The sequence below is a fragment of the Mesorhizobium shonense genome, assembly GCF_040545255.1.
GTDB lineage: Bacteria > Pseudomonadota > Alphaproteobacteria > Rhizobiales > Rhizobiaceae > Mesorhizobium > Mesorhizobium shonense.
The window spans coordinates 123,452-142,902 of record NZ_JBEPLM010000001.1; the positions used below are offsets into that span (position 1 = coordinate 123,452).

Annotated in this window: 27 protein-coding genes and 1 pseudogene; 17 read left to right on the plus strand and 11 right to left on the minus strand. The window is 63.6% G+C overall.

The features are described from left to right. Positions 1-18 precede the first annotated feature (18 nt). Entirely contained in the window at positions 19-2,457 is a 2,439-nt protein-coding gene (locus ABID26_RS00685) for a GcvT family protein (protein WP_292300897.1), read from the plus strand. 98 nt (positions 2,458-2,555) lie between these two features. Then, positions 2,556-2,879, plus strand: a complete 324-nt coding sequence (locus ABID26_RS00690) for a DUF2934 domain-containing protein (RefSeq protein WP_126100934.1) — start codon at positions 2,556-2,558, stop codon at positions 2,877-2,879. A 199-nt stretch (positions 2,880-3,078) separates the two neighbouring features. On the opposite strand, the gene ABID26_RS00695 is transcribed toward ABID26_RS00690, so the two are convergent. Beyond that, on the minus strand, positions 3,079-3,288 hold the full coding sequence (locus tag ABID26_RS00695) for a hypothetical protein (RefSeq protein ID WP_126100935.1): 210 nt from the start codon (positions 3,286-3,288) through the stop codon (positions 3,079-3,081). 125 nt (positions 3,289-3,413) lie between these two features. Between ABID26_RS00695 and ABID26_RS00700 the strand changes: the two genes are divergently transcribed. The 7 genes and pseudogenes from ABID26_RS00700 to ABID26_RS00730 all read left to right on the plus strand — a co-directional run bounded on the left by ABID26_RS00700 (position 3,414) and on the right by ABID26_RS00730 (position 7,296). Beyond that, positions 3,414-3,728 (plus strand): PadR family transcriptional regulator, encoded by a 315-nt coding sequence (locus tag ABID26_RS00700; RefSeq protein WP_126100936.1) that lies wholly within the window; start codon positions 3,414-3,416, stop codon positions 3,726-3,728. Beyond that, positions 3,721-4,922: pseudogene (chrA, locus tag ABID26_RS00705) on the plus strand (chromate efflux transporter). Before ABID26_RS00700 ends, chrA begins: the two are co-directional and overlap by 8 nt. 13 nt (positions 4,923-4,935) lie before the next feature. After that, positions 4,936-5,319 (plus strand): VOC family protein, encoded by a 384-nt coding sequence (locus ABID26_RS00710; RefSeq protein WP_126100938.1) that lies wholly within the window; start codon positions 4,936-4,938, stop codon positions 5,317-5,319. A 79-nt stretch (positions 5,320-5,398) separates the two neighbouring features. Then, complete coding sequence (locus ABID26_RS00715; protein ID WP_189521267.1) at positions 5,399-5,716, plus strand: ArsR/SmtB family transcription factor; 318 nt, start codon at positions 5,399-5,401, stop codon at positions 5,714-5,716. A gap of 54 nt (positions 5,717-5,770) precedes the next feature. Beyond that, complete coding sequence (locus ABID26_RS00720; protein ID WP_354413292.1) at positions 5,771-6,202, plus strand: SRPBCC family protein; 432 nt, start codon at positions 5,771-5,773, stop codon at positions 6,200-6,202. A 44-nt stretch (positions 6,203-6,246) separates the two neighbouring features. Beyond that, entirely contained in the window at positions 6,247-6,660 is a 414-nt protein-coding gene (locus ABID26_RS00725) for an MAPEG family protein (protein ID WP_292300901.1), read from the plus strand. 168 nt (positions 6,661-6,828) lie between these two features. After that, a complete protein-coding gene (locus ABID26_RS00730) occupies positions 6,829-7,296 on the plus strand; it encodes a methyltransferase family protein (protein WP_292300903.1) in 468 nt (155 codons plus the stop codon). A 54-nt stretch (positions 7,297-7,350) separates the two neighbouring features. Here the strand turns inward: ABID26_RS00730 and ABID26_RS00735 are convergent, their stop codons facing one another. Both ABID26_RS00735 and ABID26_RS00740 read right to left on the minus strand, forming a co-directional pair. Beyond that, positions 7,351-7,623, minus strand: a complete 273-nt coding sequence (locus ABID26_RS00735) for a PilZ domain-containing protein (RefSeq protein ID WP_126100943.1) — start codon at positions 7,621-7,623, stop codon at positions 7,351-7,353. A gap of 162 nt (positions 7,624-7,785) precedes the next feature. Continuing rightward, a complete protein-coding gene (locus ABID26_RS00740) occupies positions 7,786-8,262 on the minus strand; it encodes a MarR family winged helix-turn-helix transcriptional regulator (protein ID WP_292300906.1) in 477 nt (158 codons plus the stop codon). Positions 8,263-8,359: 97 nt separating this feature from the next. Between ABID26_RS00740 and ABID26_RS00745 the strand changes: the two genes are divergently transcribed. The 4 genes from ABID26_RS00745 to ABID26_RS00760 all read left to right on the plus strand — a co-directional run bounded on the left by ABID26_RS00745 (position 8,360) and on the right by ABID26_RS00760 (position 11,713). Continuing rightward, positions 8,360-8,728, plus strand: a complete 369-nt coding sequence (locus ABID26_RS00745; protein ID WP_126100945.1) for an antibiotic biosynthesis monooxygenase family protein — start codon at positions 8,360-8,362, stop codon at positions 8,726-8,728. A 23-nt stretch (positions 8,729-8,751) separates the two neighbouring features. After that, positions 8,752-9,213 carry a hypothetical protein gene (locus ABID26_RS00750; protein WP_292300908.1) on the plus strand — a complete coding sequence of 154 codons (462 nt, stop codon included), beginning with the start codon at positions 8,752-8,754 and terminating at the stop codon, positions 9,211-9,213. Between the two features lie 337 nt (positions 9,214-9,550). Next, positions 9,551-10,450: a DUF1259 domain-containing protein gene (locus ABID26_RS00755; RefSeq protein WP_292300912.1), complete on the plus strand. Its 900-nt coding sequence runs from the start codon at positions 9,551-9,553 to the stop codon at positions 10,448-10,450. A gap of 90 nt (positions 10,451-10,540) precedes the next feature. Next, positions 10,541-11,713 (plus strand): MFS transporter, encoded by a 1,173-nt coding sequence (locus ABID26_RS00760; protein ID WP_292300919.1) that lies wholly within the window; start codon positions 10,541-10,543, stop codon positions 11,711-11,713. Between the two features lie 76 nt (positions 11,714-11,789). Here ABID26_RS00760 and ABID26_RS00765 read toward each other — a convergent pair whose 3' ends face one another. Together ABID26_RS00765 and ABID26_RS00770 are read right to left on the minus strand one after the other, a co-directional pair. Next, a complete protein-coding gene (locus ABID26_RS00765; protein WP_292344351.1) occupies positions 11,790-13,118 on the minus strand; it encodes a cation diffusion facilitator family transporter in 1,329 nt (442 codons plus the stop codon). A gap of 7 nt (positions 13,119-13,125) precedes the next feature. Further along, a complete protein-coding gene (locus ABID26_RS00770; protein WP_071036188.1) occupies positions 13,126-13,383 on the minus strand; it encodes a metal-sensing transcriptional repressor in 258 nt (85 codons plus the stop codon). Between the two features lie 34 nt (positions 13,384-13,417). Here ABID26_RS00770 and ABID26_RS00775 point away from each other — a divergent pair, with 34 nt between their 5' ends. Both ABID26_RS00775 and ABID26_RS00780 read left to right on the plus strand, forming a co-directional pair. Then, complete coding sequence (locus ABID26_RS00775) at positions 13,418-13,564, plus strand: hypothetical protein (RefSeq protein ID WP_292303638.1); 147 nt, start codon at positions 13,418-13,420, stop codon at positions 13,562-13,564. After that, positions 13,551-13,757, plus strand: coding sequence for a DUF3606 domain-containing protein (locus ABID26_RS00780; protein WP_292303637.1), 207 nt, complete (start codon positions 13,551-13,553; stop codon positions 13,755-13,757). The genes ABID26_RS00775 and ABID26_RS00780 overlap by 14 nt, the downstream gene beginning before the upstream one ends. Before the next feature lie 120 nt (positions 13,758-13,877). Here ABID26_RS00780 and ABID26_RS00785 read toward each other — a convergent pair whose 3' ends face one another. Beyond that, positions 13,878-14,027: a hypothetical protein gene (locus tag ABID26_RS00785; protein ID WP_095770090.1), complete on the minus strand. Its 150-nt coding sequence runs from the start codon at positions 14,025-14,027 to the stop codon at positions 13,878-13,880. A 212-nt stretch (positions 14,028-14,239) separates the two neighbouring features. Between ABID26_RS00785 and ABID26_RS00790 the strand changes: the two genes are divergently transcribed. Beyond that, positions 14,240-14,416 carry a hypothetical protein gene (locus tag ABID26_RS00790; RefSeq protein WP_292303636.1) on the plus strand — a complete coding sequence of 59 codons (177 nt, stop codon included), beginning with the start codon at positions 14,240-14,242 and terminating at the stop codon, positions 14,414-14,416. A gap of 51 nt (positions 14,417-14,467) precedes the next feature. On the opposite strand, the gene ABID26_RS00795 is transcribed toward ABID26_RS00790, so the two are convergent. Continuing rightward, on the minus strand, positions 14,468-15,433 hold the full coding sequence (locus ABID26_RS00795) for an AraC family transcriptional regulator (protein WP_292344352.1): 966 nt from the start codon (positions 15,431-15,433) through the stop codon (positions 14,468-14,470). A 402-nt stretch (positions 15,434-15,835) separates the two neighbouring features. Between ABID26_RS00795 and ABID26_RS00800 the strand changes: the two genes are divergently transcribed. Then, on the plus strand, positions 15,836-16,564 hold the full coding sequence (locus ABID26_RS00800; RefSeq protein WP_126100951.1) for an outer membrane protein: 729 nt from the start codon (positions 15,836-15,838) through the stop codon (positions 16,562-16,564). A 208-nt stretch (positions 16,565-16,772) separates the two neighbouring features. Here the strand turns inward: ABID26_RS00800 and ABID26_RS00805 are convergent, their stop codons facing one another. From ABID26_RS00805 to ABID26_RS00820, 4 genes are read right to left on the minus strand one after another with little or no spacing between them, the layout of a single operon-like run. Further along, positions 16,773-17,960 carry an MFS transporter gene (locus tag ABID26_RS00805; RefSeq protein WP_292303634.1) on the minus strand — a complete coding sequence of 396 codons (1,188 nt, stop codon included), beginning with the start codon at positions 17,958-17,960 and terminating at the stop codon, positions 16,773-16,775. Further along, a complete protein-coding gene (gene arsC, locus ABID26_RS00810) occupies positions 17,961-18,374 on the minus strand; it encodes an arsenate reductase (glutaredoxin) (protein WP_126100952.1) in 414 nt (137 codons plus the stop codon). It abuts the gene before it with no gap. Beyond that, positions 18,371-19,084, minus strand: a complete 714-nt coding sequence (locus ABID26_RS00815; RefSeq protein WP_126100953.1) for an aquaporin — start codon at positions 19,082-19,084, stop codon at positions 18,371-18,373. The genes arsC and ABID26_RS00815 overlap by 4 nt, the downstream gene beginning before the upstream one ends. Next, entirely contained in the window at positions 19,081-19,431 is a 351-nt protein-coding gene (locus tag ABID26_RS00820; RefSeq protein ID WP_292303633.1) for an ArsR/SmtB family transcription factor, read from the minus strand. Before ABID26_RS00820 ends, ABID26_RS00815 begins: the two co-directional genes overlap by 4 nt. Between the last annotated feature and the right edge of the window lie 20 nt (positions 19,432-19,451).

Below are 19,451 nucleotides of genomic sequence, written 5' to 3' on the forward strand. Positions count from 1 at the left end.
TCTGGAATTGGTGGTTCGATGCAAGCATATGCGAGAGTGGTGATCGTTGGCGGAGGCTGCGTCGGCGCCGGTATCCTGTACGGCTTGGCAAAGCGCGGCTGGACCGATGTGGCGCTGCTCGAGCGCACCCAGTTGACGGCCGGCTCGACCTGGCACGCCGCGGGCCTTGTCCCATCCTATGCCCGCAACATCAACGTCGGGCGGATGATCAAGAAGACCATCGAGATCTATGAAGGGCTGGAAGTCGAGACCGGACAGCCGGTCGGCTGGCACAAATGCGGCCAGTTGCGCATCGCCAATTCCAGGGACCGGCTCGACGAGTTCAAAAGCTACATGAGCGTCGCCGACGTGCAGGGCATGCGGGCGCATTTGCTGACGCCGGCAGAGGCCAGGGAGCTCTGCCCGCTGCTCGACAACGACCACATGCTCGGCGCCCTCTATCATCCGGATGACGGCCACATCGCGCCGGCCGACGTGACGCATGCCATGGCCAAAGGCGCGCGCGACCTCGGCAGCAAGGTCTATCTGAACACCGAGGTCACCGGGTTCAAGCGGACACCCGGGGGCGAGTGGCTGGTCGAGACCAACAAGGGCGACATCACCTGCGAGCACGTGATCTCAGCCACCGGCAATTACGCGCGCCAGACCGGCGCGCTGCTCGGCCTCGAAATCCCGGCGATCCCGATCCTGCATCAGTACTGGATCACCGAAGCCGTGCCGGAGATCGTGGAGCGCAAAAAGCAGGGACGGCCCGAGATGCCGATCCTGCGCGACGAAGGCTTCGAGGGGTATCTCCGCGAGGAAGGCGACGGCTTGATGTTCGGGCCTTACGAGCGCACCGCGAACCTGAAACTGTTCGCCGAGGACGGCGTGCCCGCCTGGTTCGGCGCCGACCTCGTCGAAGAAGATTTCGAGGCGGTGTCGTGGAACTGGGAGCAGGCTCTGCAACTGGTCCCGGCCTTGGGGCGCGTCGGCATCAAGGCCAATGTCCGCGGCCCCTTCCAGATGACCGCCGACGAGCTTCCCCTGATGGGACCGGCCTGGGGCCTGCCCAATGTGTGGCTGGCCGAGGGCGTGCCGGGCGGCATCCTGTGGGGCGGCACGATCGGTTATTATCTGTCGGAGCGGATCGTCGAGGGCGGCAACAGCCTCGACACCTCCGATCTCGATCCGCGCCGGTTCGGCGACTATGCCAACAAGGCCTGGACGCGCGAGAAGGTGCGCGAGGCCTGGGGCACGCATGCGGAGCAGAAATATCCTGGGCAGGACATGCCCGCCGCCCGCCCGCAGAAGACAGCGCCGTCCTATGACCGGCTGACCGAGCTCGGCGCCGTCTGGGGCGTGCTCAACGGCTGGGAGATGCCCAACTGGTTCGCGCGCGACGGCGTCGAGGCCAGGGACCAGTATAGCTGGCGCTGGACCCCCAAGGGGAACTTCGTCGCCGAGGAAGTCCAGGCGGTGCGCAACGCCGTCGGGCTGGTCGAGATGACGCCGATGACCAAGTTCGAGGTGTCGGGGCCGAACGCGGCAGCCTGGCTCGACAGGATCCTGGCCAACCGCCTGCCCGCGGTCGGCAAAGTGACGCTGGCGCATCATCTGACGGCGGGAGGCGGCGTGCAGGCGGAGTACATGGTGGCCCGCCTCGGTGACGACAGCTTCTACCTCATCTCGACGCCGCGCGCGGAGCGCTGGAATTTCGACGACCTCTCAAGAGTGCTTCCCGCTGACGGCAGCGTCAGCCTGAAGAACGTCACCAACGATCGCGGCTGCTTCACGGTGGTCGGGCCGAACGCCCGAGACGTGCTGCAACCCCTCACCGAGATCGATCTCTCGAACGCTCAATTCCCGTGGTTCAGCGCGAAGACCGGCAGCGTCGCTTTGGCCAGCGACGTGCGGCTGCTGCGCGTCAACTACGAAGGCGAGCTCGGCTGGGAGCTCTACCACCCCATGGCCTACCAGCGGCAATTGCTGGATGCAATTCTCAAGGAAGGCGAAAGGCACGGCATGCGCCTCGTCGGGCTGCATGCGCTGGAGTCGCTCAGGCTGGAGAAATCCTATCGCGCGATGTATCGCGACATGAACCCGGAGCTCAATGCGCTGGAGAGCGGGCTCGAACGTTTCATCCGCCTCGACAAGGCCGATTTCGTCGGGCGCGACGCGGTCCTGAAATACAAGGCGAGGAACGACCAGCGCCGCTCGGTCACGCTGAAGATCGAAACCGACGGCGCCAGCACGCTTGCCTCCGAGGGGCTCTACATCGATGGCGCGCTGGTCGGCCGTATAACGTCGGGCGGATACGGCTACACGCTCGGGCATGATGTGGCGCTGGCGCTGTTGCCGGAGCGTCTGAGCAAAGCCGGCACGAAGCTCGACGTAACCATTCTCGGGGAATGGAAGGTCGCCGAAGTTGTTGCGGATTCGCCCTACGATCCCGGAAACGAAAGGGCCCGGATGTAGCGGCTGGTCGGGGCGCGGTCGGCCCGATCATCACTTCACAATGCCACGGATCGTTCCGCCTAGCCCTGCGTTGATGACAACGCAGAGAGGAAACGGCAATGGACGACGATCGGATCGAGAAGATCAGGCAGCGCGCCTATGAGATCTTTCAACGCGAGGGCGGTATCCTCGGCAATCACGAGCGGCATTGGCATCAGGCCGAGATGGAAATCGACCGCGAGGCGGCCCTGCCGCTGACTGCGGACGATGCGCTGCCTGAGACGCGCGAGATCGACAGCGCAGATGTGCTGACGGTCGAGGCGCTTGCGATGCGCACCGGCATATCGGGCGAAGAAGCGCAGGAGTTGCTCGACAGGCTGGGCAACGACCGCGCCGCGATCGAGCAGGCAGCGCGGAGCCTTAAGGCGCGGAAGGGGCTGTAGGTTCGGAACCGCAACGCGACCGGTTGGGGGCCGGCCCTGACGCAAGCGGCAGCTTATCCACCGGGCAAGCGCCGGCGGCGCGCGGCCGTCACGCCGGCATGCGCGTCGCATTGGCCGTGATCAGGACCGTTGCGCCAAGTGTCGGCGAGGATCGTGCCCGCCAGGGGCGGCTGCGGGACGGTCGGCCGGCCGTCGTCGCCTATCGCCAGGCCGCCTCGTTCTTCTTTTCGTAGTCGCTGAACGCCTTTTTCAGCCCACCCAACACTTCGGCGGCGGTTTCGAACATTGCCTTAAGCTGAGGTTCATCCACTTTGAGGATATCGGCGCGCAGGTGGTCCATCGTCTCCTGCAGGCGGGCCTGCATATTGCGCGTGTGGTGGCGCGGGTTCCTGTCGTCTTCGCTGGCCATGTGAGTGCTCCTTTCGTTGCTGATCCAACGCACCCGCCGTTTGGCGGTTGCCAAGCCAACTCACAAGGTTATTATCGGTTCTCGATATCGAAATTCGATTATGATGAATTGCCGGCGGTGGAGAGATGCAGCATCAGGAGCTGTTGGCAGGCTTCATACGGCTTCACATCCTGCATCATGCGGCCGTGGGCGATCTCTACGGTCAATGGATGATCGAGGAGCTGGCGCGCCACGGCTATCGCGTCAGCCCCGGCACGCTCTATCCGATGCTGCACGCCATGGAGCGCAAGGGCTATCTCGAATCCCGCATCGAGCGGACCGGCCGGTCGCAACGCCGCCTCTACACCGCCACGCCCTATGGCCTCGAGGGCCTGGCGGCCGCGCAGGGCAAAATCAGGGAGCTGTTTCGTGAAGTCGTGTCAGGACGCAGCGATGGCTGAACCCGCACTGGAATCCGAGCCTCGGGTCGGCGCGGCCTGGGAGGTGCTCGCAGCGTTCACAAAACTGGGCGTGACTTCGTTCGGCGGGCCGATCGCCCATCTCGGCTATTTCCGCGACGAGCTGGTGACCCGGCGCAAATGGATCGACGAGGAAGGCTATGGCGACGTCGTGGCGCTCTGCCAGTTCCTGCCGGGCCCCGCAAGCAGCCAGGTCGCGTTCGCGCTTGGAATGCTGCGCGCCGGCCCGTTGGGCGCGGTGGCCGCCTGGACCGCCTTCACGCTGCCGTCCGCTATCCTGCTCCTTCTCTTCGCCTATGGATCGTCGGCTTTCGCGGGAACGGCCGAAGCCGGTCTGCTGCATGGCCTGAAGGTGGTGGCGGTGGCCGTCGTGGCGCAGGCGGTGTGGGGCATGGCGCGAAACCTCACGCCCGACCGGGAACGCGCCGCAATCGCGCTTGCGGCAGTTCTGGTCGCGACCTTCGCGGCCAGTTCCATCGGCCAGATCGCCGCCATCGCCTTCGGAAGCCTGGCGGGACTGTGGCTGTACCGAAGCGGTGGCACGCCGGCGATCGGCCGGTTGCATTTCCGCGTTTCGAAGGGGTTCGGCACACTGGTGCTCAGTGCCTTCGCCCTGCTGTTCCTCCTCTCGACGCTGCTTGCCGGGCAGGCTCAGGCCATTGCGCTGTTTGCCTCCTTCTATCGCGCGGGCTCGCTGGTCTTCGGCGGCGGCCATGTGGTTCTGCCCTTGCTGCAGGCCGAGGTCGTCCCACTCGGCTGGGTAAGCAACAATGCCTTCCTCGCCGGCTACGGCGCCGCCCAGGCGGTGCCGGGCCCGCTTTTCACCTTCGCGGCGTATCTCGGAGCGGCATGGGGCCGGCGCCGAACGGCGTCGCCGGAGCGGCGATCGCGCTTGTCGCGCTCTCTTTGCCCGGGCTGCTGCTGGTGGTCGGAGCGCTGCCGTTCTGGGACGATTTTCGCTCCAGGCCCACGGCCCAGGCTGCCATGCGCGGCGCGAACGCGGCCGTCGTCGGAATTCTCGGCGCAGCGCTCTACAGCCCCGTCTGGACAAGCGCCATCCTCGCGCCACGCGACTTCGCGCTGGCGCTTGCGGGCTTTCTCCTGCTCACCGTCTGGAAGGCACCCCCGTGGATCGTTGTCGTTTCGCTGGCGGCGGCGAGCGCGATCCTTTTTTGAAAGGAGCAATGCCATGACAACAGTGAATGTTCGCTACATCGTCGATGATGTGGACGCGGCAATCGCGTTCTACACCCAGGCTCTCGGTTTCTCCGTCGCCATGCATCCGGCGCCGAGCTTCGCGATGCTGGCCAAGGGCGACCTTCGGCTGCTCATCAACGCAACGACCGGACCGGGCGGCGCATCGCAGCCGATGCCGGATGGCCGCAAACCGGAACCCGGCGGCTGGAACCGGATCCAGATCGAAGTTGCGAAGATCGAGGACGAAGTCACCCGTCTGAAGACCCTCGGCGCCAAGTTCCGCAACGATATCGTGGCCGGGATAGGCGGCAAGCAGATCCTGCTCGACGACCCCGCCGGCAATCCGATCGAGCTGTTCGAGCCGCCGGCCAAATAGGGGTCCGGACCGGCCAAGATTGCGGAGTGTCGGCCACTCCAAGTTGACAGGGCGGGTACATCACTCTAAGTTCGCGTTAGTGACGACTAACGCGAACTACTGGACAGCGCTCGGAGACCCGACGAGGCGCACGATCTTCGAACTGCTGGTCGAACAGCCTTGTTCGGTCAGCGGACTCGCCCGTGCGCTGCCTGTAACCCGGCCGGCGGTCTCTCAGCACTTGAAGGTGCTCAAGGACGCCGGGCTCGTGGCCGACACGCGCTCCGGCAAGGAACGCATCTACCGGATCGATCCGGACGGCCTGGCGAGCCTGCGCGCGGAAATCGACCGGTTCTGGAGCAAGACCTTGGCCGGCTACAAACTGGCCGTCGAGCAACCAACGGAGGACCAGGCATGACCAAGCAACCTGCACCCGCGCCCGTAAGGCACTCCGTCGTCGTCGAGGCGCCGATTGCGCGCGCCTTTCAAGGTCTTCACCGAGGACTTCGGCAGCTTCAAACCCCGCGAGCACAATCTTCTCGCCGTGCCGATCGCGGAGACGATCTTCGAGCCTCGGGTCGGAGGCCATGTGTACGACCGCGGCGTGGACGGCAGCGAATGCCGGTGGGCCCGGGTGTTGGCTTACGATCCGCCCGACCGGTTGGTTCTGAGCTGGGACATCAGCCCGCGATGGCAGATCGAGACCGACCCGAACAAGACCAGCGAATGGGAAGTCCGGTTCACGGCCGAGACGGAGAACCGAACCCGGGTCGAGATCGAGCACCGGAATCTCGAGCGGCATGGCGAAGGCTGGGAAGGCGTGCGCAGTGGCGTCGACAGCGATCAGGGCTGGCCGCTGTACCTGCAGCGCTTCCAAGACCTTTTTCCCGGCAAGGCAGCCTGACCCGCGCAGCGGTCTAGGGCATCGCATCACGGAGCGAAGACAAGATGGAAGCCTATTGGCTCAGCATCCTCGGCGTGCTCGCGCTCTGCCTCCTGTCCGTGCTGCTGGCGGTCTATTCGGGCTCATCCAAGGGGTTCGCCGGAATGCTTTCAGGGCCGGTGATCCCGGCGGACGACGACAACCGGCTCTACAGGATCGACCGCGTGCACATGAATTCGGTCGAGGCGCTGGCGCCTTTTGTCGTGCCGGCGGTGCTCGCGATGATGGTTGGCGTCGGGCCGGCCACCTTGGCGACGCTCGTCTGGCTTCACCTGGCGACACGCCTCGTTCATTTGGCGATCTACCTGCGTGGCGGCAATGCGGCCAAGGGAGGCAACATAAGGACGATCCTCTACGTCTCCGGAGCGCTGGTCACGCTTGCCCTCATCGTTGTGACCGGGTGGGCCGCTGCCGTCTGATGCCGCGGCTCTTCGACTGGCACTTGTTTGTGACACCCGCCTGCATTGTACTTTCCAGGGTCGAAACAAGTAGGCACAGGAGGAACACGGCCCTCGCTGATCTTGTTGCCGCCCAGCCGCGGATGCATAGTGCGGGGTGCCTGGTTTTGAGGGCCGGCGGAAATGGCCATGAACGATGAGAAGGACAGTCCGGGCGTCGCGGTATTCCCGCCGCTGCTGTTCCTTGTGGCGCTGATCCTGATGCTGGCGCTGCGCTATGTCTGGCCGCTCACGATCGGCGGCAGGCCGCTGACCATGGTGCTGGGCATCGTGCTTGCGGCGCTTGCGATTGCCGTCATCGCCTGGGGACGCATGACGATGCAGCGCGGCGGCACCAATATCGATCCGACGAAGCCGACGCTGGCCATCGTCACCGGCGGCCCGTTCCGCTTCACCCGCAACCCGCTCTACATCGGCCTGATGGGCCTGCTCCTCGGCATCGGGCTCATCTTCGACACCTGGTGGAGCGTGCTTGCCCTCGTTCCGGTCTCCCTCATCCTGCATTCCGGCGTGGTGCTGCGCGAGGAAGCCTATCTGGAGCGCAAGTTCGGCGAGCCCTACCGCAGCTACAAGGCGAGCGTGCGCCGCTATCTTTGAATGTGGTGCGGCTCGCCTGATCCCTGTGATCGGGAATCGACGGCGAGTTGGACGTCAGCCCTTCATCGAATTGCTGTAGACCTGCACGCCGACGCGCTCGTTGCGCCGCCACCGCACGACGGCGCGATAGACGGCATCGTCGTCGGGAACAATGAGCGTGAAGCGGTCCGGCAGGTCCACATGCGAACCGACGCGCAGCTCGGCGCCATGTTCGTGCTGGTTGCGGATGGAGCACCTGATGCTGGCGTCGCCGGTGACGATCGTGGCCTCCTTCAGCACGAATTCTCGCGCATAAAGGCGACGCTCGACATGGGGAAAGGTGGCCATGGTATACTCGTCCCGAACTTCCTCGGCAGTGTTCAGCCTCCCCTGCCGCAACGTAGCACCATAGCAGCGAGGCGTTTCCGTTCCGTTAGCGTTTTCTAATCGCGGCCGGCGGACCGGTCCCGTTTCCGCACACCCGCGGCGCTTGCGATCGAACCAGAGCGGTCAGGTCTGGTCTCCAGCATTTTCATCGCCTTCAAATTTCTTCCGCAGTGCCTTCATGACGCGGCCAGCCATTCGGATGTCTTCTAGGGGAAGCCCATCCGCAAGTGCGTTGACCCGTGGGTCGTAAAAGCTGATGGCGTCGTCGAAAGTTTGCTGTCCCCTGTCGGTCAGCACGACAAGCTGCGCGCGGCGGTGATGCGGATTGGGCTCGAACCTGACGAGCCCTTCCGCCGCCAGGTCGTTGACGATGCGCTGCACGTTCTGCCGATTGGCGCCAAGATCGCGCGCGAGCCACGCCACCGGCTGTGGCCGATCCGCCGCAACGATGGCCCCCAATATTTGCCAGCGAGCGCTTGTGAGCCCCAGCGGCGCCACAAGCCTGTCGCCCCAAGTCAAGATCAGGTTGTTGACCCTGAACAGGTCGAGAATGAGGTCGGTTAAGGCATCCCCAGCGGGGGTTCGTATGTTTGCATCCATTTTGTCACCATAAAATCTGCTTGACATGATGATGTCAATATATTATGTATCGCTCATACCAGATTGACATCATATAACCAACTTACCGGAGACTGTCATGTCGCACAGGCGTCCCCTTGATCCCGCCTTCCCGATCGAACATCAGCTTGGCCTCGAAGCCGCCCCCCTCGTACTCGTGAATGTCTTCACGCTGGACAGGGCGGACGAACGGACTCTCCTCCAGGCCTGGCAGAATGATGCGAACTTTATGAAGCGGCAGCCGGGTTTCATCTCAACCCAGCTACACCGAGCGATCGGACAGAGCCCGACTTATCTGAACTATGCAGTCTGGGAATCGACTGCGGACTTCAGGGCCGCGTTCACGCATCCGGAGTTCATTGCAAAACTCTCGGCCTATCCATCCTCGGCAATGGCCATGCCGCATCTCTTCCAGAAGGTCGGAGTGCCGGGCATCTGCGTCGCCTAGAGGTCGACTAGAGAGGGCAAGCCATGACCAAGCTCATCCATCCGTTGGCCAGCACACTCGCGCTCCTCACGATCGCGACCTTTTGGCTCTCGACGGCACTCAGCGAGCTGTTTGCGTCCGAAGCAAGCGTTGTCGCGGTAAAGACGGCCATACCGTGGAGTTTCCTATTGCTGATCCCCATGTTGGCGGTGACGGGGGGCTCGGGCTTCGCCTTGGCGAAAGGTGTGCGAACCGGCGTGATCGGCAAGAAGTTGAAGCGAATGCCGTTCATTGCTGCGAACGGTCTGCTGGTTCTGATCCCGGCGGCGCTGTTCCTCGCCTCCAAGGCCAAGGCAGGAGAGTTCGATACGGCCTTCTACACGGTGCAGGCGCTCGAGCTGATAGCGGGCGCGACGAACATCACGCTGCTCGGTCTCAACATGCGTGACGGCATGAAGCTCACGCAGTGGCGGCGGAAAAGCTCTTCGCGACATCCACTGAGGTGATCGCTCGGGCTGGAGCCGGGAGCGAGGGCACATCACACGAGAAATGATCACGAAACATGCCGGCGAGATCGCGGCGCCGGTCTATTGCGTGGCCGGACTGCCCGCCTCCTCAAAGCAACCATTGCTCAAAGAGGCTGGGGTTAAATGCAAGGACACGTTCTTGTGTTATTGAAAGACCGATTTCGCCGCGGGCAGGCATAACCGGCCGAAAGGCGAGAAGCACAGCCGGCGGCGCGACCGGCGGAGTGCGTATCACAATTGCGCGAGCGCAATGGCATTTCGGAACGGCAGACGTTTTCCATTTGGGCACCTGGGGCTCAGAGCACAGGAGCAAATCATGCATGGAAAAATCATAGCTGGGCTCGCATTTGCGGCCTGCCTTGGAATTGCCCAGCCTTCCCTTGCCGCACCTGACTGGAAGACGGTGGCGCAGGCGCTCGGGAAATCCGGCACAGAGGCGTCAGGTGGCGTCTATCGGGTCGGGCTCCCTCGTTCGGACCTGAAAGTCACGCTTGACGGAGTAGAGCTCAAACCGGCCTTGGCGCTCGGCTCGTGGCTCGCATTCAAACCCATGGGCGATCACGATGTCATGGTGATGGGCGATCTGGTGCTGACTGTATCCGAGATCGGCCCGGTGATGACGAAACTGATCGAAAGCGGTATCGAGGTCACGGCGCTTCACAATCACCTGCAGAGGGCGCAGCCGGAGACGATGTACATGCACGTCCTGGGGCATGGCGACCCGGAAAAGTTGGCCACAGCGCTGCATTCGGCACTGCAGCAGAGCGCGACGCCGCTTTCAGACGCACCGGCGAGTGCCACCGCTGCTTCGAAGACGATCGATCTCGACACATCGACCATCGACCAGGCGCTTGGCCGCAAAGGCAAGGTCACTGGCGGGGTCTATCAGGTCAGCATCCCACGCGCGGAGTCTATCAAGGATGACGGTATGGAAGTGCCGGACGCAATGGGCTCTGCGATTGCCATAAACTTTCAGCCGACCGGGAGTGGCAAGGCCGCGATTACCGGCGACTTCGTTCTGATCGCTTCCGAAGTGAATCCGGTGCTAAGAGCCTTGCGGGAGAGCGGGATAGAGGTGACGGCCGTGCACAACCATATGCTCGACGACGAACCCCGGCTGTTCTTCATGCATTTCTGGGCGAACGACGACGTTGGGAAGTTGGCCAAAGGGCTGAAGCTGGCGCTCGATCAAGTACACCTCAGGACAGGTAGCTGATCCTTGACACAGTCCCTTCGAAATTCCGAAGGCAACTACGTTGGCCCGGGCGACGTCAAGGACCAGAGGAAAGGAGGCCGTGCTGCGGATATATACGCGGCGCGGGCCTTTCGTGATTTTGGCGATGGCTTTGCCGCGGTGCTCCTGCCGGTATACCTGGCAGCGATCGGGCTTGGCCCCTTGGAGATTGGCGTTGTCGCCACCGCCGCTCTCCTGGGTTCGGCGCTGTTGACGCTAGGCATCGGGTTCCTTGCCGTGAGGGCAGACCGGCGCATCCTGCTTATGGCCGCATCCGGCCTGATGGTCGCAACGGGGCTGGCCTATACGCAGTCGAGCACCTACGCGCTTGTTCTGCTCGTGGCCTTCATCGGCACGATCAATCCTTCTTCCGGCAGCGTCAGCATCTTTGTACCGCTGGAGCATGCCGTGTTGTCGCGTCTCGTCGCGGATGCACACCGCACGAAGGCATTCGCGCGCTATAGCTTGCTGGGTGCACTGGCGGCATCCGTTGGCGCGCTCGCCGCAACCAGCCCAGACTTCCTAGTCACAACCGGCATGTCGCGTCTTGCCGCGCTCAAGGCAATGTTTGTCCTTTATGCGGCTCTGGGCGTGGCCGGAGGACTTACCTATGCGCGCATTCCCGCTGGTCCGAAAACCTCTCCTCAGGAAGAGCCCGCCGCGGCGCTTGGGCCGTCGCGTGTCATTGTCTACAAGCTCGCGGCCCTGTTCAGCATCGATGCATTCGCTGGTGGCTTTGCCGTGCAGTCGCTCATTGCTTTGTGGCTGTTCAGCAAGTTCGGCCTTTCGCTGTCGACGGCCGGGGTGTTCTTTTTCTGGTCGGGTGTTTTGTCGGCGGTTTCATTTCCAATCGCCGCATGGCTGTCGAGCCGCATCGGCCTCGTGAATACGATGGTGTTCACCCATATTCCGTCGAGTGTCTGCCTCATCGTGGCGGCCGTCATACCGAGCCGCGACGCGGCCCTCGCGTTTCTGCTCCTACGCTCGGCGCTGTCCCAGATGGACGTGCCGACACGCTCATCCTACGTGATGGCTGTCGTCACGCCACCGGAGCGGCCTGCGGCGGCGAGCGTTACGTCGGTGCCGCGAAGCCTTGCAGCCGCTGCGAGCCCGGCAATCGCCGGCGCGCTCTTTGCTGCGGGGCTCGAAGCCTGGCCGCTGGTGATCTGTGGCGCCCTCAAGATCCTTTACGACCTGGCCTTGCTTTGGGCTTTCCGCCACATCAAGCCGCCTGAAGAAAGGTGAAGCTGCATCCAGTCGCGAAGACGATGCTGCGCCACCGCCGAGCAAATCTCGCACCGGAATTCAACCAGCGCCTTCCTCACCAGTGCGCATGCTCGTGGTGGTGGCCTTCCGGCTCGGCCATGGCGAAGGGCAGATCCTCGCTGTCGGGGCCGGCCGAAAGCTGCAGCCTGGCGCTGAACTCGTGCGGCTCGGCCGGGGCGACGAGGCTCTGCAGATAGTGATGGTCGCCGCCGACCGGCGACAGCGGCAGGCGCTCGACCGTACCGCCCGGCCGCTCGATGGCGACGTTCGCCTGCAGGCCCTCGGCATGGCTAGACACGCGCAGGCGCATACGCTCGCCCTGCGGCGTGTCGATTATCTCCAGCAGCCCGCTCGCCAGCTTGCCCGATACCAGGAACGGGTCGGGTGCATGATGGTTGGCACCTTCGGCCTGCGGCTCGGTGAAGCGGACCGTCGCGACGTCGAGCGCGGGAATGTGGGCAAAGAGCTCGGCTTTCAGCGATGCGGCGATGTTGTTCGCGGCGGCGAGCAGCAGCCCGTCATTGACCGCGATCGCCACGTCGACATGCAGCTTGTGGCCGAGCCAGCGGGCCTTCGCCTCGGCCACCTTCTCGATGCCCACGACATGTTCGGCAGCGTGATGGATCTCGTCGACCAATCCGGGCTCCACCCCGTCGAGCATGCGGGTCAGCACAGACCGCGCCGACTGCCAGACGATACCGAAGATGGCGACGGTGATGACGAGGCCGATGATCGGGTCCGCCAGCTGAAAGCCGAGCCAGACGCCGATCGCGCCTACGACGACGGCGAGGCTGGTCAATCCGTCGGTGCGGGCGTGATAGCCGTCGGCGATCAATGCGGCGCTGTTGATCTCGCGGCCGACACGGATTCGGGACACGGCCACCGCCTCGTTGCCGAGGAAACCGACAGCACCGGCAGCCGCGAGCCAGCCGAGGAACTGCGCCGGCCGGGGATTGAGCAGGCGGTCTATCGCCTCATATCCGGCGACCAGCGCGCTCGCCAGGATGATGAGCACAATGACGATGCCGGCCAAATCCTCCACCCGGCCCAGGCCGTAGGTAAAGGTCCGGGTCGGCTTGCGGCGCGCCAGCACGAAGGCGATCCAAAGCGGTATGGCGGTGGTCGCGTCGGCTATGTTGTGGATGGTGTCGGCGAGCAGCGCCACGCTGCCGGAAAACACGACGACGACAACCTGCAAGGCGGCCGTGACCGCCAGAATGACGAACGACCATTTGATCGCCCAGATGCCGCGATCGGTCGTCGCGATCGTGGCGTCGATCACGCCGTGAGTGTGGCCGTGCGGGCCATGATGATCATGGCTGTGCCCGCCATGGTCATGACCATGCGCCCCGAACCCGAACCAGTCCAGAATTCTTGCCCACATGGCGGCCTCACAGATATTTTGTGAGCTGCTTCAGCTCCTTGAGCGTGTCCCTGGTGGGCTCGCCGCCTTCGACCAGGCAATGCTCCATGTGGTCGTGGATCAGTTCGCGTTTGGCATTGCCGACCGCGCTTTCGACGGCATGAAGCTGTTGCGCGAGGTCGAGGCAGGAGCGCCCCTGCTCGAACATGGCGAGCACGGCGGCCAGATGGCCATGCGCGCGCTTGAGCCGGGCGATGATGTCGGGATGAGAGCTGTGTATCGTCATGCCGCTATCCTATCCCCCAGGGTAGGATAATTCAATGGACCACCAGAGCCGCTGCCGACGCCTGATGGATTTGACCGCGGATCTCGAGCGTCTGATAGATATCGCTTGTGAACAACTCGGAACCATGCCGTCGCGCACGCCTTTCTTCTGGCAGGAGGAATTTTCCGATGTCAGACAATGAAAGCTCACGCGATGCCGCTGATCACCTCTCGATCGGCGAGGATTTCGACGTCGCCCATTTCGCGAGGAAGTTCCAGCTTACGATCCCTGAAGCTCGGCAACTCTTTGCGAAATACGGCAATGATCGCGCGGTGCTGGAGCGGGAAGCCCATGCGCTTGGTTCGCGCTCGAACGGCGACGACACGACGGACTAAGCGCCTCTCGCTTTGCTGCCCGCGAAGTGCTGCGAATGGGAGATGACGCTGCTCATTCAAAGGGCCGAGCATCGCCGGCATCGACAGCTGGAACCCGAGAAGACTGAAAAGCTGCGGACTTCAATGCCGCTTGAAGTACTGCACCTCGCGTTCGTGTTTCTCGGCCGCCTCGCGCGACTTGAAGGTGCCGAGGTTCCGGCGCTTGCCGGTCCTGGGGTCGACTTTGCGCGAATAGAGGCGGTATTCGCCGGATTTCAGCTTGCGGATCATGGCGGCCTCCTGTGCGATTTCATAGCTCTAACCCGCTGGAGCCGTCCGGGTTCCGGCTGGCCGAACGTGATCCATTTCACGGAAGCGCCGGACCGAATGTCGGAATCGACGTGTCAGCGACATAATTCGGTCGGATTATTTGTACTCAAATGACTTCCGCAACGTTATGGGTACGTCGCGGGCATGCCGGACTGGAGGAGGGAGAGATGGTAATGGCGAAGCTTCACGGTGTTGAACTCGTCAAGGGCCAGAAGTGGACGGTGCGCGTCACCGCCTACGGCACCACGCTGACCTTCCCCTTCGAAGCCGAGCAATATGCGCGCTCCTACGCCGACGGCCAGGCCTTCCGCCTCGGCGTCGAGGTGGTCGAGCTGAAGGACTGCGCGTAGAGGTCCAACGTCAAATTCCGACAGGCCGAAACGAACCACCATACAAGTAGTTCAGCCGTTGTCGTCCTTCTCGGTCAGGGCACGAACTTTCGTGGGCGTCATGCCGTAGCGCAGCCGGAACTGCCGGTAGAAGGTGGATGGCTCGGTAAAGCCGACCTCAAAAGCGATGTCGGCGATGCGCCGCAGCAACTGCCGGCGATCGGTCAGGCAGCTATGGATGTAGGCGAGCCGCTCCCCGTTGACATAGTCGGAAAAGCTTGTGCCTTCCTCGGCAAATAGCTGGCGGACATAGCGCTCGCTGATGCGGAATTTGCGCGATATCTGCCCGGCGTTGAGCCCGGGATCGGTGAGATTTTGGGCGATGTGCTGCTTGATGCCCGCAAGCCTTGCTGCGCGGACCCCGGGGGGATGCGTATAGGCCTCCATGCCACCGAAGGAGACGGCGAGCAGATCGGTGATATGGCGGGAAGCGAGGGGCGCGAGCGTCTCGGGCCCCTCCATGTGCAGGAGTGACCAGAGGTAATCGAAAAGCAACCGGTGTGCCGGGAGCGTGCGGCCGAGACTGTCGGGACGCACATCGTCGAGATTCTTCACCAGCGGGGCCAGCAGCGAGCGCTTGAACTGAAGCGCTACGGTCCATTGCGAATCCTCGCTGGCGACTGAGTAGCGGCGGTCCATCGGAAAGATGGCGGCGGTGCCGGGTTCGGTGCTGAAGTCGCCGCGCCCAGGCATGGTGAAGCAGTAGCCGCCCTTATTCCAGGACAGGATGATATCGTCATTGCCGTCGGCCATCAGTCCGCTATTGCGCTCCCAGACCATGGGAGAGACGGAACCTTTGCTGAGGCTCATCTCGGGCAGAATCAGGGTACGGGCCGAGAATCTGAGAGGCGCGTCGAGATGCGGCGTGATGTCCAACCGCATCTGGATGCGACCGTAGAAATCGCGGATGAACTCGTCGCGATGATGCTCGGGAATGTCGTCGGTCGAGAATGTGGCTACCCGATCAGCGCTCGACATCATACCCCCCCGTCAGAGACCGCCTGGAACCGGACAGTGTCGGGCTGCAAACGGCGTTTCGCTGCGTTTCGGTGCTCGAGAAACATCGTTTTCCGCTTCGGTCCGATCCGATTCCAAGTGGCCTCGCATCTTTCTGAACGTGAGTTAAGTGTGACAAAGTTGCAAGACTGAAATTCCGGAACAAGAACTGTTCCGTTATTGCAATTGTGACTTCCGTATCCGCCATACGCACCCGGATTTTCTCTGCTAGCGGTGCATCGAAGGGGCGGTGATCGGTTTTCATGTCCGGCGCAGACGGACATGTCTTCGCAAGCTAACCGACGGTCCCTGAGGCCCGCTCATGCATGAGCGGGAAGAAATGCGGACGCGATTTTAATTGGCAATGCAGCGAGGAAAGTTCCGATGAAGATTGTACCTAGGTCCATGGCCGCCATGGCGATCGTTCTTGCCGCCGGCAGGGCGTTCGCGGCCGATCCGATCGCCCTGGAAGCGGCCCCGGCGCCACCGCCGGCGGAGGAGAGCTTCAGCTGGACGGGGCCCTATTTCGGTGGGTTCGGTTCGTTTGCCGTGGGTGACATGAAACTCGATTCGCGGCAGATCTTTGCCGACGGGAATCCGCCGCCGATCAACGGCGCCTTCGAGATTTCCGCGAGCGGTTTCCTCGGCGGCGTCCAGGCCGGCTATGATTGGCAGTTTGCCGACCGCTGGGTGATCGGTGCGGTGGCAGACATTGCCGCATCCAGTTACGGCGCTTCGGTTACGGCCTCGGTGGACGGCACCGAGATCTTCAATGGCGAGGTGGACGTCAAATATCTTGGCACCGTGCGCGCGCGACTGGGGCGGGCTTGGGACCGCACGCTCCTCTACGGCCACGGCGGTTTTGCCTTCGGCAAAACGGAGCAGACGCTGACCGTTGGCGGCACGACTGTTTTCAACGAGGAGCAGACACGAGCCGGCTGGACCGCCGGCGCAGGCATCGAGCATGCCATTACCGATCACCTCTCCTTCGGCACCGAATATGCCTATGTGGACCTGGGCTCGAAGCAGATACTCGACAATGGCGAAGGGCTGACAATCAAAGACGATGTGGCTTTCCACACGCTGAAGGCCTTCGTGAATTTCCGTTTCTAAAGCGCGTCGCGTTGAGACGGATTCAGGCGAGGCGCTGGACCTTTGTTTTGATGCATGTCGTTGTCCCAGAACCGCTGCACACTTCTGGGCGACATGCATTAGCGTAACGCCAGGGAAAAGTGCGCGGCGGTTTTCCGTCCGGAATTGCGTAAAGACAAATGCTCAGGACGGGTCGGCGATTCCATCGAACGCCGAACCGCTCTGACGCTCACCGGCGCACGAGCGCAACCAGACAAACACAGAGCCCCAGATTTAGGGTCGCGGCCAGCGCGAGCGTCGTCAGCACGAGGTTGCCGCCGCCGGCGCCCAGAAGCAGCGCGCCGATCGACGGAGCCGCCGCCTGGACGATGAGGCTCGGCGTCGCGAGCTTGCCCATCAGCGCGGCGTATCGTTGCGGATCGAACAGCACGAGCGGCAGGGCGCCGCGCGCGATGGTGTGGATGCCGTTGCCGGCGCCGTAGAGGATCAATGCCAGGGCGATGGCGCTCCGGCTTGCAAGCAGCAGCCAGACGCCGGTCGCGAGCAACGATACGGATGCCAGCATCGTCCAGATCGGATGATGCCGGTTGCGGCCGATCAGCATTTCGGCCGCGCGCGCGCCGACCTGCGATGGCCCGACCAGGGCGCCAAGCCCGACCGCGACCGCAAGGCTCACCCCGCGCAGTTGCAGGAGAGTGAGCAGATGGACGGAAAGCATGGACGCGATCAGCGCGGCCACTGTCTGGATGGAGGCAAGCAGGATGAAGCGCGTCCTCTCCCGCCCTGTGGCCGACGCCTGCCTCAACTCGATTCTTGCCGGCGCAGGCGCCGCGGCTGGAGGCGGTGGTATCACCCAAAGGTGAAGCGGCAGGCAGATCAAAAGGTGGATCGCAGCGTAGCAAACGCACGTGAAGCGCCATCCTTCATGCTGGACGAGGAAGGCGCTGAGCGGCCAGCAAATCGTGCTGGCGAAGCCGCCGAAAAGCGTCAGGTTGGTGATCGCGCCGCGGGCCCCCAGTCCATAGAGGCGGCCGAGCGTGGCGAAGCCGGCATCGTAGAGGCCGCTCGACATGCCCAACCCCATCAGCAGCCAGGCAAGCAGGTAAAGCGGATAGATGTTGGCCGCCGCTAACAGCAGGTGGGCGGCGGCCAGCAGCAGCGAACTCGCGGCAAGCACCGGCCGGCCGCCGTGACGCTGGATCAGCCGCCCGGTGATCGGCGACACCAGCCCGGCAAGCAGGAGGCCGCAGGAGAGCCCGGCAACGACCGAGGCCAGCGACCAGCCCGTGTCGGCGGCGATCGGCGCGGCAAGCACGGCAGGCAGATAGTAGGACGATCCCCAGGCGAGGATTTGCGTGACGCCAAGCGCCGAGACGAGGACGTGGCGATTGCGGGCGACGGGTGCCGCGGCTTCCATTCAGGCCCGCCCCGGCACGTAGACGACCTTCTCGCCGTCTTCCTTGACGAACTCCGCCACCGGATGGTCGAGCAGCGGCAGCACCGCCTCCGACGGCCGGCAGAGCCTGGTGCCTTTCGGCGTCTCGACGATCGGCCGGTTGATGAGGATCGGGTGGGCGAGCATGAAGTCGACCAGCTCGCCGTCGTTCCATTTCGGGTTGCCAAGCCCAAGCTCGGCATAGGCCGTTTCTTTCTGCCTCAGCAGCTCGCGCGGAGTGATGCCCATTGCCGCGATCAACTCGAGTAGCCGCTCGCGGCTTGGCGGCGTCTTCAGATATTCGATCACCACCGGCTCCTCGCCGCTGGCGCGGATCATGGCGAGCGTGTTGCGCGAGGTGCCGCAGGCGGGGTTGTGATAGATCGTGACCGTCATGGCTTGCCTTTGAATGGCTGGGCTTTCAATGCTTGGGATTGCTTGATGGTTTCGGGCCGCAACAGCCAGCCCATCAGCGCCAGCGCGATCAAGGCGCCGAGCAGTTCGGCGACAATGAAGCCCGGCAGATCGGCCGGCCTGATGCCGGAAAACGTGTCGGTGAGCGAACGCGCCACCGCGACTGCCGGATTGGCGAAGGAGGTGGAGGCGGTGAACCAGTAGGCGGCGGTGATGTAGAGGCCGACCAGCCACGGTACGGCGCGCCGCTCGAAGCGAAGGCCGGCGAGGATGACGGCGACCAGCCCGAATGTCGCGACAGCCTCGGAGAACCATTGCGCGGGTCCGGCACGCAGCTTCGTCGCGACCTCCAGCACCGGGAGCGCGAACATGAGATGCGCGGCAATCGTGCCGGCGATGCCGCCGGCGAACTGCGCGGAGAGATAGGCCGGCAGATCGCGGGCCGGCAGCGCCCGGTTGAGACAGAAGACCAGCGAGACGGCCGGATTGAAATGCGCGCCGGAGATCGGCCCCAGCATGGTGATCAGCACCACCAGCATGGCGCCGGTTGCGAGCGTGTTGCCGAGTAGCGCCAGCGCCACATCATGCGTCAGCGTCTCGGCCATGATGCCGGAGCCGACCACTGTTGCGACTAGGAGACCGGTGCCCAGGGTTTCGGCGACGGCCCGCCGCGGCAGATCGTAAGAGGTCATTGCCGGGTCCCCTCACCAGGCCGGCAGCAGGGCGCGGCAAGCGCCGGCACGCAGATTTCCGGACGGCCAGAGCAGCAATCCTCCATCAGGAACCGGATCAGGCCGGAAAGCGCATCATACTCCGCACTGTAGACGATCGAGCGCGCGTCGCGCCGCGCGCGCACGAGGCCGGCGCGCTCCAGCTCCTTGAGATGGAAGCTGACGTTGGACGGCGAGACCTCGACCTGTTCGGCGAGCGAACCGGCGGCGATGCCGTCCGGTCCGGCAACCACCAGCAATCGCAGCAGCCGCAGCCGTGTCTGCTGCGACAGCGCGCCAAAGGCAATCAGGGCTTGACGTTCATCCACGTTTCAATAATCCTTGAAAT

Coding starts and splice junctions, on each gene's coding strand:
- ABID26_RS00685 (WP_292300897.1), top strand. CDS start 19: ATGCAAGCATATGCGAGAGTGGTGATCGTTGGCGGAGGCTGCGTCGGC.
- ABID26_RS00690 (WP_126100934.1), top strand. CDS start 2,556: ATGGACGACGATCGGATCGAGAAGATCAGGCAGCGCGCCTATGAGATC.
- ABID26_RS00695 (WP_126100935.1), bottom strand. CDS start 3,288: ATGGCCAGCGAAGACGACAGGAACCCGCGCCACCACACGCGCAATATG.
- ABID26_RS00700 (WP_126100936.1), top strand. CDS start 3,414: ATGCAGCATCAGGAGCTGTTGGCAGGCTTCATACGGCTTCACATCCTG.
- ABID26_RS00710 (WP_126100938.1), top strand. CDS start 4,936: ATGACAACAGTGAATGTTCGCTACATCGTCGATGATGTGGACGCGGCA.
- ABID26_RS00725 (WP_292300901.1), top strand. CDS start 6,247: ATGGAAGCCTATTGGCTCAGCATCCTCGGCGTGCTCGCGCTCTGCCTC.
- ABID26_RS00730 (WP_292300903.1), top strand. CDS start 6,829: ATGAACGATGAGAAGGACAGTCCGGGCGTCGCGGTATTCCCGCCGCTG.
- ABID26_RS00735 (WP_126100943.1), bottom strand. CDS start 7,623: ATGGCCACCTTTCCCCATGTCGAGCGTCGCCTTTATGCGCGAGAATTC.
- ABID26_RS00740 (WP_292300906.1), bottom strand. CDS start 8,262: ATGGATGCAAACATACGAACCCCCGCTGGGGATGCCTTAACCGACCTC.
- ABID26_RS00745 (WP_126100945.1), top strand. CDS start 8,360: ATGTCGCACAGGCGTCCCCTTGATCCCGCCTTCCCGATCGAACATCAG.
- ABID26_RS00750 (WP_292300908.1), top strand. CDS start 8,752: ATGACCAAGCTCATCCATCCGTTGGCCAGCACACTCGCGCTCCTCACG.
- ABID26_RS00755 (WP_292300912.1), top strand. CDS start 9,551: ATGCATGGAAAAATCATAGCTGGGCTCGCATTTGCGGCCTGCCTTGGA.
- ABID26_RS00765 (WP_292344351.1), bottom strand. CDS start 13,118: ATGTGGGCAAGAATTCTGGACTGGTTCGGGTTCGGGGCGCATGGTCAT.
- ABID26_RS00770 (WP_071036188.1), bottom strand. CDS start 13,383: ATGACGATACACAGCTCTCATCCCGACATCATCGCCCGGCTCAAGCGC.
- ABID26_RS00775 (WP_292303638.1), top strand. CDS start 13,418: ATGGACCACCAGAGCCGCTGCCGACGCCTGATGGATTTGACCGCGGAT.
- ABID26_RS00780 (WP_292303637.1), top strand. CDS start 13,551: ATGTCAGACAATGAAAGCTCACGCGATGCCGCTGATCACCTCTCGATC.
- ABID26_RS00785 (WP_095770090.1), bottom strand. CDS start 14,027: ATGATCCGCAAGCTGAAATCCGGCGAATACCGCCTCTATTCGCGCAAA.
- ABID26_RS00790 (WP_292303636.1), top strand. CDS start 14,240: ATGGCGAAGCTTCACGGTGTTGAACTCGTCAAGGGCCAGAAGTGGACG.
- ABID26_RS00795 (WP_292344352.1), bottom strand. CDS start 15,433: ATGTCGAGCGCTGATCGGGTAGCCACATTCTCGACCGACGACATTCCC.
- ABID26_RS00800 (WP_126100951.1), top strand. CDS start 15,836: ATGAAGATTGTACCTAGGTCCATGGCCGCCATGGCGATCGTTCTTGCC.
- ABID26_RS00805 (WP_292303634.1), bottom strand. CDS start 17,960: ATGGAAGCCGCGGCACCCGTCGCCCGCAATCGCCACGTCCTCGTCTCG.
- arsC (WP_126100952.1), bottom strand. CDS start 18,374: ATGACGGTCACGATCTATCACAACCCCGCCTGCGGCACCTCGCGCAAC.
- ABID26_RS00815 (WP_126100953.1), bottom strand. CDS start 19,084: ATGACCTCTTACGATCTGCCGCGGCGGGCCGTCGCCGAAACCCTGGGC.